The 17157-nt window shown below is 72.8% G+C and carries 14 protein-coding genes and 2 pseudogenes; 2 read left to right on the forward strand and 14 right to left on the reverse strand.

Annotation, left to right across the window (positions count from 1 at the left end; translation table 11 throughout):
- From RZ50_RS02490 to rimP, 9 genes and pseudogenes are all read right to left on the reverse strand, one after another.
- Positions 1 to 551 (reverse strand): annotated as a pseudogene (locus RZ50_RS02490) (hypothetical protein); the annotation flags it as partial.
- A 218-nt stretch (positions 552 to 769) separates the two neighbouring features.
- Entirely contained in the window at positions 770 to 1699 is a 930-nt protein-coding gene (gene truB / locus RZ50_RS02495; RefSeq protein ID WP_196949800.1) for a tRNA pseudouridine(55) synthase TruB, read from the reverse strand.
- A 36-nt stretch (positions 1700 to 1735) separates the two neighbouring features.
- Positions 1736 to 2839 (reverse strand): bifunctional oligoribonuclease/PAP phosphatase NrnA, encoded by a 1104-nt coding sequence (locus tag RZ50_RS02500; RefSeq protein WP_196949801.1) that lies wholly within the window; start codon positions 2837 to 2839, stop codon positions 1736 to 1738.
- Positions 2840 to 2841: 2 nt separating this feature from the next.
- A complete protein-coding gene (gene rbfA / locus RZ50_RS02505; RefSeq protein WP_196949802.1) occupies positions 2842 to 3282 on the reverse strand; it encodes a 30S ribosome-binding factor RbfA in 441 nt (146 codons plus the stop codon).
- Between the two features lie 153 nt (positions 3283 to 3435).
- A complete protein-coding gene (locus RZ50_RS02510; RefSeq protein WP_196949803.1) occupies positions 3436 to 3732 on the reverse strand; it encodes a DUF503 domain-containing protein in 297 nt (98 codons plus the stop codon).
- Positions 3733 to 3882: 150 nt separating this feature from the next.
- A pseudogene (infB, locus tag RZ50_RS02515) lies at positions 3883 to 6857 on the reverse strand (translation initiation factor IF-2).
- Positions 6858 to 7088: 231 nt separating this feature from the next.
- On the reverse strand, positions 7089 to 7382 hold the full coding sequence (locus RZ50_RS02520; protein ID WP_196949732.1) for a YlxR family protein: 294 nt from the start codon (positions 7380 to 7382) through the stop codon (positions 7089 to 7091).
- A gap of 103 nt (positions 7383 to 7485) precedes the next feature.
- Positions 7486 to 8478, reverse strand: a complete 993-nt coding sequence (gene nusA, locus RZ50_RS02525; protein ID WP_196949733.1) for a transcription termination factor NusA — start codon at positions 8476 to 8478, stop codon at positions 7486 to 7488.
- Between the two features lie 54 nt (positions 8479 to 8532).
- Complete coding sequence (rimP, locus tag RZ50_RS02530; protein WP_196949734.1) at positions 8533 to 9054, reverse strand: ribosome maturation factor RimP; 522 nt, start codon at positions 9052 to 9054, stop codon at positions 8533 to 8535.
- Between the two features lie 293 nt (positions 9055 to 9347).
- Between rimP and RZ50_RS29645 the strand changes: the two genes are divergently transcribed.
- Together RZ50_RS29645 and RZ50_RS02540 are read left to right on the forward strand one after the other, a co-directional pair.
- Positions 9348 to 10352: a ferritin-like domain-containing protein gene (locus tag RZ50_RS29645; RefSeq protein WP_256463681.1), complete on the forward strand. Its 1005-nt coding sequence runs from the start codon at positions 9348 to 9350 to the stop codon at positions 10350 to 10352.
- A 115-nt stretch (positions 10353 to 10467) separates the two neighbouring features.
- A complete protein-coding gene (locus tag RZ50_RS02540; protein WP_196949735.1) occupies positions 10468 to 11391 on the forward strand; it encodes an aminoglycoside phosphotransferase family protein in 924 nt (307 codons plus the stop codon).
- 26 nt (positions 11392 to 11417) lie between these two features.
- On the opposite strand, the gene RZ50_RS02545 is transcribed toward RZ50_RS02540, so the two are convergent.
- From RZ50_RS02545 to dxr, 5 genes are all read right to left on the reverse strand, one after another.
- A complete protein-coding gene (locus tag RZ50_RS02545) occupies positions 11418 to 11969 on the reverse strand; it encodes a GNAT family N-acetyltransferase (RefSeq protein ID WP_196949736.1) in 552 nt (183 codons plus the stop codon).
- A 145-nt stretch (positions 11970 to 12114) separates the two neighbouring features.
- Positions 12115 to 12990 (reverse strand): GNAT family N-acetyltransferase, encoded by an 876-nt coding sequence (locus RZ50_RS02550; protein WP_196949738.1) that lies wholly within the window; start codon positions 12988 to 12990, stop codon positions 12115 to 12117.
- A gap of 172 nt (positions 12991 to 13162) precedes the next feature.
- Positions 13163 to 14323: a flavodoxin-dependent (E)-4-hydroxy-3-methylbut-2-enyl-diphosphate synthase gene (gene ispG, locus RZ50_RS02555; protein ID WP_217680204.1), complete on the reverse strand. Its 1161-nt coding sequence runs from the start codon at positions 14321 to 14323 to the stop codon at positions 13163 to 13165.
- A gap of 144 nt (positions 14324 to 14467) precedes the next feature.
- Positions 14468 to 15772 carry an RIP metalloprotease gene (locus tag RZ50_RS02560; protein WP_196948794.1) on the reverse strand — a complete coding sequence of 435 codons (1305 nt, stop codon included), beginning with the start codon at positions 15770 to 15772 and terminating at the stop codon, positions 14468 to 14470.
- A 92-nt stretch (positions 15773 to 15864) separates the two neighbouring features.
- A complete protein-coding gene (dxr, locus tag RZ50_RS02565; protein ID WP_196948795.1) occupies positions 15865 to 17094 on the reverse strand; it encodes a 1-deoxy-D-xylulose-5-phosphate reductoisomerase in 1230 nt (409 codons plus the stop codon).
- Positions 17095 to 17157: the final 63 nt, after the last annotated feature.

The following is a 17157-nucleotide window of genomic DNA, read 5'->3' on the forward strand; positions in this document are numbered from 1 at the left end:
GGCAGCGCCGGCAGCGCCCCGCCGTGCCGGGGGCCGCGCAGGGCGGGCGCGGCCACCGCGACCACGGCGCCGCTGCGGGCGTCCAGCACCGGCGAGCCGGCCGGCACCACGACCCCGCCGACCACCGGCACGTCCAGCAGCAGCACCCCGCCCGGCAGGTCCGTGCCGTGCGCCGCCGCGGTGACGCCCAGCAGCCCGCAGCGCAGCGCGACCGTCCGTCCGTCCTCAGCGGTGAGCGCGGGCAGCAGCACCTCGGGCCCGGCCCCCGCCACGGCCACCGGCAGCGGCGGCACCGGCAGCCCGCCGACCGCGTCGGTGCGCAGCAGGGCCAGCCCGTGCTCGGGCAGCGGCAGCACGGCCTCCGGGCCGAGCACCCGGGTCTGCCCGCCGGGGGTGTGCAGGACCACCCGGTCCACGCCCGCCACGGCCTCGTACGCGGTGAGCACGCCGCCCTGTGGGTCGGCGACGAACCCTAAGCCGTGCAACCGCCCGTTGAGGTCGCGGATCCGCAGCAGGTGCCGCCCCGGATCGCCCTCCAGAAACCCCGGCATGAGTGGCCCCCTCGACCGTCGCTCGCTCACCGCCGGGAGCCTGCCCGCCGGAGCGGCCCCCTGACCGTTCCCGCGCCGCTCACCACGCCCCTTCACCTCGCGCGCCCCCTCGGTGGGGTGACGCCCTGGCCGAGTGAAGGGGCCCCAAAGGTGAAGCCCCCGCCGGGATGACTCCCGGCGGGGGCTGCGCACGACGGCCCTGACGGGCCCGAGGGCGCTCAGCCGACGAACACCGCCACCGGCTTCGCCTGCCCGGCCTTCTCCTCGACCAGCGCGAGGAAGCGCCCGTCCGGCCCGAACACCGCGATCGGCCCGTCCACACCCAGCCCGGGCGCCTTCAGCCGGGCGCCGTGCGAGAGCTTCTTCGCCGAGTCCTCGTCCAGGTCCCAGCGCGGGAAGGCGGCCGCCGCGGCCTCCGCGATCGGCAGCACCTCCAGCCCGGTGGCGGACTCCCCGGTGACGGCGGCCTCCAGCTGCTCCAGGGTGCGCGCCGACTCCACCCCGTACGGCCCGACCTTGGTGCGCCGCAGCGCGGTCAGGTGCCCGCCGACGCCCAGTCCGGCGCCCAGGTCGCGGGCCAGCGCCCGGATGTAGGTGCCGGAGGAGCACTCGACGGTCACGTCCAGGTCGATCACCGGCGTGCCGTCCTCGGCGACGGCCGCGCGCTGCTCGTGCACGGTGAAGGAGTGGATCGTGGTCGGCCGGGCCGCCAGCTCGAAGTCCTCGCCCTCGCGCACCCGCGCGTACGACCGCTTGCCGTCGATCTTGATCGCGCTGACCTTGGAGGGCACCTGCATGATCTCGCCGGTGAGCTCCGCGATCCCGGCGTCGATCGCCTCCCGGGTGACGGCGCCGGCCGGGGTGGCGGAGGTGATCTCGCCCTCGCGGTCGTCGGTGATGGTCGTCTGGCCGAGCCGGATGGTCGCCTCGTAGGTCTTGGCGGTCAGCATCAGGTGGCCGAGCAGGCGGGTGGCCCGCTCCACGCCGATCACCAGTACGCCGGTGGCCATCGGGTCCAGGGTGCCGGCGTGCCCGACCTTCCTCGTCCCGGCCAGCCACCGCATCTTGGCGACGACTCCGTGCGAGGTGATGCCCTCGGGCTTGTCGACGATCACCAGGCCGTCCGGGCCGGTGCCTTTGCGCTTCATCGGGTTCTTTCTCTCAAAACGTCATTCGCGAGGTGCTCAACGTACCGGCCGCAGCGCGGACCGGAACCTCCCGACCACCGCGGTCACGTCCTCCCGGGCGCTGAACCCGGCGGCGAAGACGTGACCCCCGCCGCCCAGTTCGGCACAGGCGGCGGCGACGTCCACCGCGCCCTTGGAGCGCGAGGAGCCGCGCAGCGTGCCGTCCGGGTCCTGCTTGAGCACCAGCGCCACCTCGGCCTCGGCCGGCCGGCGCAGGATGTCGATCAGCCCCTCGATCTCCTCGATCGTGACGCTGAACAGCGCCAGGTCCTGGTACGGCACCCAGGTCCACACCAGGCCCAGCCCGCCGGCCGCGTCCGGCTCGTAGACGGCCCGGTCCAGCGCGGCCGCGAGCACCTTGAGGTAGCCGAAGGAGGAGGTGTCCCACAGCTGCCGGGAGATCAGGTCGTGCCGGATACCGGTGGCCAGCAGCCGCGCGGCCAGCTCGTGGGTCGCGGGCGTGGTGGCCCGGTACTTGAAGGAGCCGGTGTCGGTGGCGACCCCGGTGTAGAGGCAGGTGGCCAGGTCCTGGTCGAGCTCCACGCCGAGCCGGCGCAGCAGCTCGTCCACCAGGACGGCGGTGGCCGGCGCGGTCGGGTCGATCAGCTGGTGGGTGCCGAAGCCCGGATTGGAGGCGTGGTGGTCGAACACCACCAGGACGGGCGCGGCGAAGGCCTTGTCGTGCAGCAGGCCCAGCCGGCTCTGCGCGGCGACGTCGAAGCAGAGCACCAGCTCGGGCACGTCCGGCACCTCGGCGGCCGGCACGATCAGCTCCTGGCCGGGCAGGAAGGCCAGCGACTCGGGCACGACCTGCGGGTCGTCGCCGAAGGAGACCCGCACCTGCTTGCCGAGCCCGCGCAGCGCCAGCGCCGCCGCCAGCGAGGAGCCCAGCGCGTCGCCGTCCGGGCAGATGTGGCAGATCAGGTCGATCGCGCGGGCCCGCCCGATCTCCGCCACCACCTGCTGCCACAGCAGCTCGGATCCGCTCTCCTCGACGCGCGGCCCCGGGAGCGCCGCGAGGGCACCCTCCACCGTGCTGGTGGAGGACGCCCCCGTGGTGGAACCGGCTCGCGAGGCGGCCTGGGCCGGCTCACCCGCCATGACTACTCGTCCTCGTCGTCACGCTCGGACGCCGGAGCCCGGTACGGGTCCGCGTCGCCGGCGTAGCTCGCCCCCGCGGCCTGCGTGCGCACGGCGGCGTCGGAGGTCCGGGCCCGGTCGAGCAGGTCGTCGATGTTCCGGGCGTTGTCCGGCAGCGCGTCCGCGACGAAGGTCAGCGTCGGGGTGAAGCGCACCCCGATCTTGCCGACCTCGGAGCGGATCACGCCCTTGGCGCTCTCCAGCGCGGCCGCGGTGGCCTCACGCTCGGTCTCGTCACCGAAGACGGTGTAGAAGACGGTGGCCTCGCGCAGGTCGCCGGTGACCCGGGTGTCGGTGATGGTCACGAACCCCAGCCGGGGGTCCTTGATCCGCCGCTCCAGGGTCTGGGCGACGACCACCTGGATGCGGTCGGCGAGCTTGCGCGCCCTTGCGGTGTCGGTCACGTTGCCTCCTCGTGCAGTGGGCCCGGTACCCGGGCGAGCTGCGCACCCGTCGGGGCCCAAGCCCCAAAGTACCGGCCCGCGCCCGGCCTTGCGGGCGCTCTCGGTCCTGATCTGTGTGAGAACGGCGACTTCCGCCGGCCGGCTCCACAGCCCTCATTCGTCGTCGTCGTTGTGGTAGCGCCTCCTCGCGGAGAGGAGCTGCACCTCGGGGCGGCCGGCGACCAACCGCTCACAGCTGTCCAGGATCTCGGTGACGTACCCGGCATCGCCGGACACCACCGCGAGGCCGATCTCGGCCCGGCGGTGCAGATCCTGGTTCCCGGTCTCGGCAGCGCACACGCTGTACTTGCGCTGCAGTTCGGCCACGATGGGCCGCACGATCGAACGCTTCTCCTTGAGCGAGTGAACGTCGCCCAGCAGCAGGTCGAAGGTGAGTGTTCCCACGAACATGTGTGACAGGTCTCGCCGACCTGGAAGGCCTCGGGAGCGAACAGCCCACGACGGGGCCGACGCTGCGACATCTGACTACCCCGGACCCTACACAGCGAGACCGGGGCCGGTCGACGGAAATACCCGTCGACCGGCCCCGGTGACCAGCGACTACACGCGAGGCTTCTCGCGCATCTCGTAGGTCTCGATGATGTCGTCGACCTTGATGTCGTTGAACGACCCCAGGGTGACACCGGCCTCGAAGCCCTCGCGGACCTCGGTCGCGTCGTCCTTGAAGCGGCGCAGACCCTCGATGGTGAGGCTCTCCGCCACGACCTTGCCGTCGCGGATGAGGCGGGCCTTGGCGTTGCGGCGGATGATGCCGTCGCGGACCAGGACACCGGCGATGTTGCCGAACTTGGAGGAGCGGAAGACCTCGCGGATCTCCGCGGCGCCGAGGCGCACCTCCTCGAACTCCGGCTTGAGCATGCCCTTGAGGGCGTTCTCGATCTCCTCGATCGCCTGGTAGATGACCGAGTAGTACCGGACGTCCACGCCTTCCTTGTCGGCCGCCGCACGCGCACGGCCTTCGGCGCGCACGTTGAAGCCGATGATGATGGCGTCCGAGCCCATCGCCAGGTCCACGTCGGACTCGGTGATGGCACCCACACCGCGGTGCAGGACCCGGAGCTCGACCTCCTCGCCCACGTCCAGCTTGACCAGGGCGTCCTCAAGGGCCTCGACCGAACCGGAGACGTCACCCTTGATGATGAGGTTGAGCTGCTCGATGGAGCCGGCGGCGATGGCCTTGTCCAGGTCCTCCAGGGACACCCGGACCCGACGCTGCGCGAAGGCGGCGTTGCGGTCGCGGGCCGAGCGCTTCTCGGCGATCTGACGGGCGGTGCGGTCCTCGTCGACGACGATGAAGCTGTCGCCGGCGCGGGGCACCGAGGTCAGACCGAGCAGCAGCACCGGGCGGGACGGGCCGGCCTCGCTGAGGCTGTTGCCGTTCTCGTCCAGCATCGCGCGGACGCGGCCGTAGGCGTCGCCCACGACGATCGAGTCGCCGACGCGGAGCGTACCGCGCTGCACCAGCACGGTCGCCATGGCGCCGCGGCCCTTGTCGAGGTGCGCCTCGATGGCGATACCCTGCGCGTCCTGCTCGGGGTTGGCCCGCAGGTCCAGCGAGGCGTCCGCGGTCAGGACCACGGCCTCCAGCAGCTGGTCGATGTGCAGGCCCTGGCGCGCGGAGATGTCGACGAACATGGTGTCGCCGCCGTACTCCTCGGCCACCAGGCCGAACTCGGTCAGCTGACCGCGGACCTTGGTCGGGTCGGCGCCCTCGACGTCGATCTTGTTGACGGCGACCACGATCGGCACACCCGCGGCCTTGGCGTGGTTCAGCGCCTCGACCGTCTGCGGCATGACACCGTCGTTGGCCGCGACCACCAGGATCGCGATGTCGGTGGACTTGGCACCACGGGCACGCATGGCGGAGAACGCCTCGTGACCCGGGGTGTCCAGGAAGGTGATCGGGCGCTGCTCGCCGTTCACCTCGGTGACGACCTGGTAGGCACCGATGTGCTGGGTGATGCCACCGGCCTCGCCCGCCACCACGTTGGACTTGCGGATGGCGTCCAGCAGGCGGGTCTTACCGTGGTCGACGTGACCCATGACGGTGACGACCGGCGGGCGCGGGACCAGCTGCTCGTCGCCGCCCTCGTTGGCACCGAAGTCGATGTCGAACGACTCCAGCAGCTCGCGGTCCTCGTCGTCGCGGCTGACGATTTCGAGCTGGAAGCCCATCTCGCCGGCCAGCAGCTCAAGGGTCGCGTCGGAGACCGACTGCGTCGCGGTGACCATCTCACCGAGGTTGAACATGACGGAGACGAGCGCGGCCGGGTTGGCGTTGATCTTCTCCGCGAAGTCCATCAGCGAGGCGCCGCTCGACAGGCGAACGGTCTGGCCGTTGCCGCGAGGCAGCATCACACCGCCGACGGACGGGGCCTGCATGGCCTCGTACTCCTGGCGCTTCGCCCGCTTCGACTTGCGACCGCGAGCCGGGCGACCGCCCGGGCCACGACCGAAGGCACCCTGCGTGCCACCACGGGCACCCGGGCCGCCGGGACGACCGCCGAAGCCACCGGGACGCGGGCCGCCGAAGCCGCCGCCGCCACCCGGAGCACCGCCACCCGGACGCGGGCCGCCGAAGCCGCCACCGGCCGGACGCGAGCCCGGACCGGCCGGACGGCCCTGGAAGCCGGGACGGGCGCCACCGGCACCCGGACCACCCGGACGACCGCCGGGGCCACCCGGACCACGGCCACCCGGACCCGGACGCGGGCCGGCCGGACGCTGCGGCATCATGCCCGGGTTCGGGCGCGGCATGCCGGACGGGGTCGGGCCGCCGGGACGCGGACCGGCCGGACGCGGCATGCCATCGGGACGCGGAGCACCACCCGGACGCGGCGCGCCGGCACCCGGCGCACCGGCCGGACGCGGACGGTCCCCACCCGGACGCGGACGGTCCCCACCCGGCGCACCGGCCGGACGCGGACGGTCCCCACCCGGACGCGGACGGTCCCCACCCGGCGCACCGGCCGGACGCGGACGGTCCCCACCGGGACGCGGACGGTCGCCGCCCTGCGCGCCCGGAGCACCCGGACGGGCACCCTGCGCGCCCTGACGGCGGTCGCCGGGGCGGGCCATGCCGGTGGCACTGCCCGAGGTGAAGGGGTTGTTGCCCGGACGCGGACCGGCCGGACGCGGGCCCGGACGGGCGCCGCCGGCGGCCTGACCACTCGGGCGCGGGGCCTGGGTGGACGGACAGCCGCAGCCGCAGGGGTCGGACGGGGACCAGGGGTCGCGCTGGGGCGCGGACCCGGGGTCGGGGCACCCGGCTTGGGCGCACCCGCGGCACCGGCCGCGGGCTGGGGCGCCGCGGGCTTCCGCGGGCCCGGCTTGGCAGCGGAACCACCACCGGTGGGGGCCACACCAAGCGCGTCAGTCAGCTTGCGTACAACCGGCGCCTCGATCGTCGAGGACGCCGAACGGACGAACTCACCCAGCTCGGTGAGCTTGGCCATGACGGCCTTGCTCTCCAAGCCAAGCTCCTTGGCGAGTTCGTAAACCCGGACCTTAGCCACTTCACTCCTGTCTATGAGTCCGGGGGTCTCGTCCGCCGGACTGTCGCTACTTCATGGGCGTACCCATCGCGTACTCATCGCGTACTCATCGAGTGCTCATCGCAATCTCGACCTACTTCCACATCGCGAGGTACCTGACTGGTGGCACGGCGCGCGACCAACGAACGCCGTACTTGTTGCGGTGGTTCTCCGCCGCGTCAAGCGGCGGCCGTCGCGGGAGGTGGCCCACCTCTAGGAGGCCCCGCCTGCCCGCTCCTCGATGAACCCGCGGAGCCGCTCCGTGTCGAGCGATCCCTGGAGCCGGAAGGCCCGGGGGAACGCCCGACGGCGGACCGCGAGGTCGAGGCAGGCCGGGTCGGGATGCAGGTGAGCGCCCCGGCCCGGGAGTGCGCCACGGGGATCAGGGACGCAGACGCCCTCGACCGCCGTGACACGCAACAGCTGGTGCTTGACCGCGCGCTTGCGGCAGCCCACGCAGGTGCGTTCCGGGCGTGCTCGGACATGCGTCCGGCCAGACGAAGGCAAGTCTACCCCTCCGAAGCGACATGGTGCCGCCCCGCGAGTCCCGGAGGACCGGCGGGGACGGCCACGACAACACCGACTACTGGGCCGCGGCCCCTACATTTTCCTACTGGGGCTCGGGCTGGCCCTCGGTGTCCGGCCGGATGTCGATCCGCCACCCGGTGAGGCGGGCGGCCAGGCGGGCGTTCTGCCCCTCCTTGCCGATCGCCAGCGACAGCTGGTAGTCCGGCACGATCACCCGGGCGGAGCGCTGGGCGGCGTCCACGATCTCCACGCTGGTCACCCGCGCGGGGGACAGCGCCGCGGCGACCATCTCCCGGGGGTCCTCGGACCAGTCGACGATGTCGATCTTCTCGCCGTGCAGCTCGCCCATCACGGCGCGCACCCGGGAGCCCATCGGGCCGATGCAGGCGCCCTTGGCGTTCAGCCCGGCCCGGCGCGACCAGACCGCGATCTTGGTGCGGTGGCCGGCCTCACGGGCGATCGCGGCGATCTCCACGCTGCCGTCCGCGATCTCCGGGACCTCCAGCGCGAACAGCTTCTTCACCAGGCTCGGGTGGGTGCGCGACAGCGTCACCGACGGTCCGCGGACACCGCGGCGCACCGCCACCACGTAGCACTTCAGCCGGGTGCCGTGCCGGTAGTCCTCGCCCGGGACCTGCTCCTGCGGCGGCAGGATGGCCTCCAGCTTGCCGATGTCGACCAGCACGCTCTTCGGGTCGTTGCCCTGCTGGACGACACCGGTGACGATGTCGCCCTCCTTGCCCGCGTACTCGCCGAAGGTCTGGTCGTCGGCGGCGTCGCGCAGGCGCTGCATCATCACCTGGATGCCGATGCTGGACGCGATCCGGCCGAAGCCGCTCGGGGTGTCGTCGAACTCCTTCGGCTCGACGCCCTCGTCCAGCTCCGCCGGGTCCTCCATCGCCCACACGGTGACGTGGCCCGACTTGCGGTCCAGGTGCACCCGGGCACGACGGCGCGAGCCCTCGGTGCGGTGGTACGCGGTGAGGAGGGCGGACTCGATGGACTCGACCAGCAGGTCGAAGGGGATGTTCTTCTCGTTGACCAGCGTGCGCAGGGCACTCATGTCGATGTCCACGGCTACGCCTCCTCGTCTTTCGTCACGTTCATCATGGTTCGTACGGCGGCGGACTCACTCGTCGCCGTCGTCCCCCTCCTCGTCCAGGAGCTCGTCGTCCTTGCGGTTGAACTCGACCTGGACCCGCGCCCGGGCGACCTCGCCGTACTCCAGCCGGCGCTCCTTCGGGCGCCCCCGCCCCTTCACCGGCTGCACCTCGACCAGCGCGCCGTCCTCGTCCGCCTCCAGCACCCGGGCGACGATCTCCCCGCCGTCGACCAGGTGGATCTTGGCCAGCCGACCCTGAGCACGCTGCCAGTGCCGGGGAAGCACCAGCGGACGCTCCGCACCCGGCGAACCGACCTCCAGCAGGTAGGGCTCGTCCCCCATCAGGTCCGACTCGTCCAGGGCCTCACCGACCACCCGGCTGAACTCGGCGATGGCATCCATGTCCACGCCGCCGTCGGTGTCGACGTCGATCTGCACCTGTCGGCGGCTGCCCGCCCTGGTGACCTTGACGTCCTCCAGGTCCAGTCCGGCCTGCGCGGCCAGGGGCTCCAGCAACGCGCGCAGCCGGTCGGTGTGGGTGGTGCTCATCCGGGTGGACTCCTCGGCCGCGTCTGCTGTTGTCAGAAGGTCGCCCCGTGCCCTCCGCGCCACTCGGGCGCGCACCGGGTCACGGCAGCTCGGCCCAAAGCCTAGCCGGTGAAGCCGCCAACCACCGATTCCGTACCTCCCGCGCCCGGGCGGACGCCACCCACTGCGAGCAAGCTCACACCCGTGGGCCCACCGCCGATCACCACCCGTGATCGTGGGGATTCTGCGAAGATTCAGGCCAACGAGGGCAGGCGGGGAGGCCGTCCTCCCGTACACGCCCCGGAGTGACCCCGATGCAGCCGCCCAGCCGACGGACCTTCCTGGCCCTCGGGCTGTTCACCCTCACCGCCTGCACCAGCTCCACCGACGGCGGGTTCGACCCCACCAGTGACGTGATGCCCGGCAACAAGGGCCCCGGACCGGACCCGGACAACCCGGTCCGCCTGCGCGCCATCGCCGCCACGGACACCCTGCTCTCCGCCTACGACGCCCTCCTCGCCACCCCCGGCGCACAGACCGCCCTCCTCCGCCCCCTCCGCGAGGAAGCCGCCCAGCACCGCGCCGCCCTGGCCTACGGCATGCCGGCGGCCTCCGTCCCCCCGGCTCCCACCGCAGCCCCCACCACGGCCGCCACCACCCAGGCCGCCCAGGGCACCGCGGCCGCCCTGGCCACCCTGGAACGCCAGACCGCGCAGTCCCGCCTCGCCGACCTCGGCGCCGCCCGGCCGCCCCTCGCCCGTCTGCTCGCCTCCGTCGCCGCCTCCAACACCCTGCACGCCGTGGCCCTCGGCGACCCCACGACGGACCAGCCCGCCCCCTCCCCCACGGCGTCCCCCACCCCCGCTCCCACCCCGAGCGCCCTGTCCTCCCTCCAGGCCGCCCTCGGCGCCGAACACGCCGCCGTCTACGGCTACGGCGTCGTCGGAGCCCACCTCCCCGAGGACCAGCAGCGCGCCGACGCCCGCACCGCCTACGCCGCCCACCAGTCCCAGCGCGACGCCTGGCAACGCCTCCTCACCACCCTCGGCGCCACCCCCACCCCCGCCGCCGGCGGCTACCAGCTCCCCTTCCCGGTCACCGATCCCACCACCGCCACCAGGCTCGCCGCCCACCTGGAAACCCGCCTCACCACGATCTACGCCGACCTGGTCGCCGACCTCCCCGCCCCCCAGCGCGCCACCGCCGCCACCGCCCTCCACGACTGCGCCCACCGCGCCCACCGCTGGGGAGCCCCCGACACCCCCTTCCCCGGCATCCCGGCCCCCCTCCCCACCCCCACGGTCACCCGCTCGAACTGACCGCGCACCCGCGCGGAGCGCCCCGCCCGCGCCCGCCCCTGACCTGCCATTTCCCCCGGATCCCCGACAATGGACGAGCCACCACCCACGGGGGAGCATCAACCGGAAGGCCGGCATGTCGGGAGCAGCAGCACACATCACCGTCCCCACCTGGCTGACGAACACCGTCACCGCCGCCCACGGCGAGGAGGGCCGCCGATGGCTGGCCTCCCTCCCCGACAGGGCGGCCGCCCACCTGGCCCGCTGGGACCTCACCCTCGAACGTGTCCTGGACCCCGGCGGCAGCCTCAGCCTGATCTCGTACGTCCACCGCGACGACCTCTCCCCCGCCGTCCTCAAGACCGGGCTGCCCACCCCCGAGACCGCCCACGAGCACACGGCCCTCAGCCACTGGGCCGGCCGCGGCGCCGTCCTCCTCCTCGACGCCGACCCCGCCGAGGGCGTCCTCCTCCTGGAGCGACTCCACGGTGAGATCCCCCTGCGTTCCCTCGCCGAGCCCAAGGCCATGCTGGAGGCCACCAGCCTGCTCCACCGCCTCTGGGTGGAACTCCCCGATCCCAGCCCGTTCCCGACCCTCGCCGCCCGGGTCGAGGGCACCGCGGCCCGCATCGCCGCGCAGCGCCCCCACCCCACGGCCACCGCCGCGCAACCCCTGATCACCGAGGCCCTGGACACCGCCGGTTCCCTGGTCGCCTCGGCCACCGAGACCGTGCTCCTGCACGGCGACTTCCACCACGGCAACGTCCTGGCCGCCGACCGCGCCCCCTGGCTGGCGATCGCCCCCCGCCCCCTGGCCGGCGAGCGCGCCTACGACCTGGCCCGCCTGGCCTTGGACCGCGCGGACACCCTGATCGGCTCCCCCGGCGCCCCCTCGGCCCTCCGCCGCCGGCTCCACCAGCTCGCCGGGGCCCTGGACGTCGACGAGGACCGCCTCCGCGGCTGGACCCTCTTCCGCGCCGTCGACCTCGCCCTCCGCGCCCTGGCCGCGGGCCGCCACGAGGACGCCGAACTCCACCTGGAACTCGCGGGCCACCTCTGAGCCGGCGCCCGCCCGGCGTGAACGCCCTATCCCCGCCCGAGCTCCCGCAACGGCAGGTGAGCCCCCATCACCGCGTACAGCCGCTCCGTCGCCGGGAACCGCACCGCCCGCGCCAAGTCCTGGTACCCCAGCGCCCGGTAGAGCCGCCGGGCCGGCGTCTCCGCGTCGATCGCGGACAGGATGCTGCGGTCCATCCCGGAGCGCTCGCACAGCAGCCGGATCAGCCGCGTCCCCACGCCCTGCCCCTGGAACTCCGGCAGCACGTGCAGTTCGGTGACGGCGAAGACCTCGTCCAGCCAGCCCCCGTAGCCCCCGGCGGTCAGGTACGGCTCGATGACCGTGCTCCACCAGTGCTCCCGCTGGTTCGGCATCCCGTACCCGAAGCCGACCAGCCGCCCCCCGCTCATCGCCCCGAACGCGATCACCCCGGGCTGCTGGGCGTGCCGCCCCACGATGTGCAGCCGTACCCCGACCTCCTCGGGCGTGAGGCCGAACGCCACCGCCTGGACGTCCAGTGCCTGCGGCGCCCAGGCCGCGAGGTCGATGGCCTCGATCGTCACCCCGGTCAGCTGATCCATGCTCCGGACGTTACTACCAGCGGCCCCGCGGCGCGGCCGAAGATCGGAACCCGGCGCCCGGCGACCGACGCCACCACGGCACCACCGCCCGACCCGCTCGACGCGGCCCTCTAGTCGAGGCTCAAGCCGGTGTTCAAGGCGGTGCTCAGAAGAGGACGCTCATGAACGCCCCGACCTCCCGGAACCCCACCCGCCGATACGCCGCCCGCGCCCGCAGGTTGAAGTCGTTGACGTACAGCGACACCACCGGTGCCACCTCCCGCAGCGCTATGCCCAGGACGGCCGCCATCCCCGTCTCGGACAGCCCCCGTCCCCGGTACTCCGGCGCGACCCAGACCCCCTGGATCTGGCAGGCGCCCTCCGTCACGGCCCCGATCTCGGCCTTGAACACCACCTGCCCGTCCTCCGCGAACCGCGCGAACGACCGTCCGGTGGAGACGAGTTCGGCCACCCGGGCCTGGTAGAGGAGCCCTCCGTCCCCGGCCAGCGGCGACACCCCCACCTCCTCGGTGAACATCGCGACGCAGGCCGGCATCAGCGCCTCGATCTCGTTGCGCCGCACCCTCCGCACCAGCGGATCCGGCCCGATCTCGGCCGACGGCGAGGAGGTCGCCAACAGCGGCTGGTGCCCCCGGACTTCCCGCGCCGGCCCCCAACTCCGCTCCAGCAGCGCCCAGAAGGCGGCGGTCGACTCGGCCGGTCCCACGATCGAGGAGCAGCGCCGCCCCTGTCGCCGGGCCCGCTCCGCGAAGGCCGCGACGGCCGTCTGCCCGGCGTTGACCAGGACGAGGTTCGCTCCGGCGTAGCAGAGGGCGTCCAGTACGCCGTCCTCGTCGTACCACCCCCACATCTCCCCGCCGAGCCGCCACGGGTCCAGCCCGACCGCCTCGACCCTGGTCGCGACGAAGGCGTTGGCGACCGGGTCCCGGTGGAGGATCTCAAGGGTGTCCGCGAGATCGGGCGGCTCCAGCACCCTGGTGGTGGCCAGCGCCCGGACGGCCTGGAAGGAGCTGGGGAGCATCACACCTCGATCGAGCATCGAGACCGCACCTCACTGAGACGACTCTGGCCGCACCCTACTCCGTGGCCCCACCCGGGTACGACCGCGGGGCCGTCCGCGCATGGACGGCCCCGCTTCCGGAAGACTGTTCAGCAGCCGCGTCCGGCCCCTCGGGGCCCGTCCGCGGCGGCGGTCACTCCGCGGCGACGACGGTCGGCGAACCGGCCTCGACGCCCTCCTCCTGCATCTGCTCGGCGAGCTTGAGCGCCTCCTCGATCAGGGTCTCGACGATCTTCGACTCGGGCACGGTCTTGATCACCTGCCCCTTCACGAAGATCTGCCCCTTGCCGTTGCCGGAGGCCACCCCGAGATCGGCCTCACGGGCCTCGCCCGGCCCGTTCACCACACAGCCCATGACCGCCACCCGCAGCGGCACCTCCATGCCCTCCAGCCCGGCGGTGACCTCCTCCGCGAGCTTGTAGACGTCGACCTGGGCCCGGCCGCAGGACGGGCAGGAGACGATCTCCAGCCCACGCTGACGCAGCCCCAGCGACTCCAGGATCTGGTTGCCGACCTTGATCTCCTCCGCCGGCGGGGCGGACAGCGAGACCCGGATGGTGTCGCCGATGCCCTCGGCCAGCAGCGCACCGAACGCGACCGCGGACTTGATCGTGCCCTGGAACGCCGGACCGGCCTCCGTCACGCCCAGATGCAGCGGGTAGTCGCAGGCGGCCGCGAGCTGACGGTAGGCCTGGATCATCACGACCGGGTCGTTGTGCTTGACCGAGATCTTGATGTCGCGGAAGTCGTGCTCCTCGAACAGCGAGCACTCCCACAGCGCGGACTCCACCAGCGCCTCCGGGGTGGCCCGGCCGTACTTCTCCAGCAGGCGCTTGTCGAGCGAGCCGGCGTTGACGCCGATCCGGATCGGCACCCCGGCGTCCTTGGCGGCCTTGGCGATCTCGCCGACCTTGTCGTCGAAGGCCTTGATGTTGCCCGGGTTGACGCGCACGGCCGCGCAACCCGCGTCGATCGCGGCGAAGACGTACTTCGGCTGGAAGTGGATGTCGGCGATGACCGGGATCTGCGACTTCTTCGCGATGATCGGCAGCGCGTCGGCGTCGTCCTGGGACGGGACGGCGACCCGGACGATCTGGCAGCCGGACGCGGTCAGCTGGGCGATCTGCTGCAGCGTCGCGTTGATGTCCGAGGTGACCGTGGTGGTCATCGACTGCACCGAGACGGGGGCGTCGCCACCGACCGGCACGTTGCCGACCATGATCTGCCGGGAGTAACGGCGCTTGGCGAGCGGCTTGAGCGGCAGGGACGGAATACCGAGCGAGATCGCGGTCATGTGCGCAGGGTTCCCCGGGGTTGAGGTGTGGTCGGCCGCCCGGCCGCTGGGACGACCGAGGCCGGGCGCGCGGACTATCGCGCACCCGGCCTCCACGGTACGGCACGGCCCGAGCGCCCAGCACACCCGCCGTACCCGAACGCCCTAGCCGATCTTCACCGGGTTCACCAGGTCGGCCACCATCACCAGCAGGGTGAAGCCGATGAAGATGCTGGCCACGACGTAGGCCACGGGCATCAGCTTGGCGACGTCGAAGGGGCCCGGGTCGGGTCGCCTGAACAGTCGTGCGAAGCGGCGGCGGACCGACTCCCAGACCGCGCCGGCGACGTGACCGCCGTCCAGCGGCAGCAGCGGCAGCATGTTGAACAGGAAGAGCGACAGGTTGATGCCGGCCAGCAGGTTCACGAAGATCGCGACCCGCTGGGCGGCCGACTCGTGCAGGGAGAACACCTCGCCGCTGACCCGGGCGGCGCCGACCATGCCGACCGGCGAGTCCGGGTCGCGCGGGGCGTCGCCCACGACGGCGTTCCACAGGCCGGGGATCTTGCCGGGCAGGGCGGCCAGCGACTTCACCCCGTTCTCGGCCATGTCGTACATCCGGTCGACGGACTGCCCGAAGCCGAGCTGGACGGTCTCGCTCCGGGGGGTGAAGCCGAGGAACCCCGCCTGGACGGTCTGGCCCTTCACGGGCACGCCGTTGCCGTCGTACTTCTGCACGTCGTTGACGGCGATGGTGGGCTTGAAGGTGAGCTGCTGACCGCCGCGGTCCACGACGATCTCCACCTGCCTGCCGGCCGACTTCCGGATGTCCGCCTGGAGCTGCTCGTAGTCGCGGATCCGGTCTCCGTCGAAGGAGAGCACCTTGTCGCCCTGGCGCAGGCCCACCGCGTTGGCCGGGGTCTTGGGCGCGTCGGCGGGGCAGGTGTCGGTGGGCTGGCCGGCCTTGACCACGCACTGGGCGACCGAGTCGATGGTCGGCACCGCCATCTTGACGCCGAAGCCCATCATCACCGTCAGGAACAGCCCGAACGCCAGGATCAGGTTCATGAACGGCCCGGCGAACATGACGATGACCCGCTTCCAGGGCTTGCGGGTGTAGAACAGCCGGTGCTCGTCACCCTCCTGGAGCTCCTCGTAGGAGGCCTCACGGGCGTCCTCGATCATGCTCCGCCAGGGCGAGCTGCTGCGCTTGGTGATCCGGCCGTCCTCGCCCGGCGGGAACATCCCGATCATCCGGATGTACCCGCCGAACGGGATCGCCTTGATGCCGTACTCGGTCTCGCCCTTGCGGCGCGACCAGAGGGTCGGGCCGAAGCCGACCATGTACTGCGGCACCCGGATGCCGAACAGCTTGGCCGTGGAGAGGTGGCCGAGCTCGTGCCAGGCGATCGAGAAGAGCAGCCCGACCACGAAGACCAGGATGCCGACCACCGTCAAAACCGTTGCCACCGCTGGCCCTCCGTCATGCCGCTCCGCTCATCGTCTCGTCATACCGCGCTCCGCGCCGCGACCGGATACCGCCGCTGCCACGGACCGGTCCGTCAGCCCGCCGCCAGCTCGCGGGCCCGGGCGCGTGCCCAGTCCTCCGCGTGCAGGACGTCCTCCACCATCAGGGAAGTTCCCGCCGCGGGCGAACCGTGCTCCGCCACGACCTTGGCAACAGTGTCCACGATTCCGGTGAAGGCGAGGCGGCCCTTCAGGAACGCCTCCACACACTCCTCGTTGGCCGCGTTGAAGACCGCCGGCGCCGTACCGCCCAGGGTGCCCACCTCACGGGCCAGCTCCACCGCCGGGAAGGCCTCGTTGTCCAGCGGGAAGAACTCCCAGGTCGCCGCCTTGGTCCAGTCGCAGGCGGGGGCGGCGTCCGGCACCCGGTCCGGCCAGCCCATACCCAGCGCGATCGGCATCCGCATGTCCGGCGGGCTCGCCTGCGCCAGCGTCGAACCGTCGGTGAACTCCACCATCGAGTGCACCACCGACTGCGGATGGACCACGACCTCGATCCGGTCGAAGGGCACGTCGTACAGCAGGTGCGCCTCGATCACCTCCAGGCCCTTGTTCACCAGGGTCGCCGAGTTGATCGTGACCACCGGGCCCATCGCCCAGGTCGGGTGCGCCAGCGCGTCCTGCGGGGTCACCCCGGCCAACTGCTCCCGGGTCCGGGTGCGGAACGGGCCGCCGCTCGCCGTCACCACCAGCTTGCGGACCTCCGCCCGGGTGCCACCGGCCAGCGCCTGGAACAGCGCCGCGTGCTCCGAGTCCACCGGCACGATCTGGCCCGGCTTCGCCACCGCCTTCACCAGCGGCCCGCCGACGATCAGCGACTCCTTGTTCGCCAGCACCAGCACCCGGCCCGCCTCCAGCGCGGCCAGCGTCGGCCGCAGCCCGATCGAGCCGGTGATGCCGTTCAGCACCGAGTGGCACTCCATCGCGGCCAGCTCGGTCGCCGCGTCCGGCCCCGCCAGCACCGCCGGCAGCGCCCGGCCCGCCGCCTTCGCGGCCAGCGCCTCGCGCAGCGCCGGCTCGGCCGCCGGATCGGCCACCGCCACCGTGTGCACGCCCAGCCGCAGCGCCTGCTCGGCGAGCAGCTCCACCCGGCCGCCGGCCGCCGACAGGGCGACCACCCGGAACCGGTCCGGGTTGCGGAGCACGACGTCGATGGCCTGGGTGCCGATCGAACCGGTGGACCCGAGGATCACCAGCTCCCGGGGGCCGGAGGGGTCCGCCACGGTGGGCGTGAAACGCAGCTGCGGGTGCGCGAGCGAAGTCATGCGCCCATTGTGTCCTGTCCGCGGCGCTCCCCAGGACGGCCACGGGTCGCCCGGACTACCGTC

Origin of the sequence: Kitasatospora sp. SUK 42, assembly GCF_015776785.2 — a bacterium.
Lineage (GTDB): Bacteria > Actinomycetota > Actinomycetes > Streptomycetales > Streptomycetaceae > Kitasatospora.

Coding starts and splice junctions, on each gene's coding strand:
- RZ50_RS02545 (WP_196949736.1), bottom strand. CDS start 11,969: ATGGATCAGCTGACCGGGGTGACGATCGAGGCCATCGACCTCGCGGCC.
- RZ50_RS02540 (WP_196949735.1), top strand. CDS start 10,468: ATGTCGGGAGCAGCAGCACACATCACCGTCCCCACCTGGCTGACGAAC.
- dxr (WP_196948795.1), bottom strand. CDS start 17,094: ATGACTTCGCTCGCGCACCCGCAGCTGCGTTTCACGCCCACCGTGGCG.
- RZ50_RS02500 (WP_196949801.1), bottom strand. CDS start 2,839: ATGGCGGGTGAGCCGGCCCAGGCCGCCTCGCGAGCCGGTTCCACCACG.
- rimP (WP_196949734.1), bottom strand. CDS start 9,054: ATGAGCACCACCCACACCGACCGGCTGCGCGCGTTGCTGGAGCCCCTG.
- ispG (WP_217680204.1), bottom strand. CDS start 14,323: ATGACCGCGATCTCGCTCGGTATTCCGTCCCTGCCGCTCAAGCCGCTC.
- truB (WP_196949800.1), bottom strand. CDS start 1,699: ATGAAGCGCAAAGGCACCGGCCCGGACGGCCTGGTGATCGTCGACAAG.
- RZ50_RS02510 (WP_196949803.1), bottom strand. CDS start 3,732: ATGTTCGTGGGAACACTCACCTTCGACCTGCTGCTGGGCGACGTTCAC.
- RZ50_RS29645 (WP_256463681.1), top strand. CDS start 9,348: ATGCAGCCGCCCAGCCGACGGACCTTCCTGGCCCTCGGGCTGTTCACC.
- RZ50_RS02550 (WP_196949738.1), bottom strand. CDS start 12,990: ATGCTCCCCAGCTCCTTCCAGGCCGTCCGGGCGCTGGCCACCACCAGG.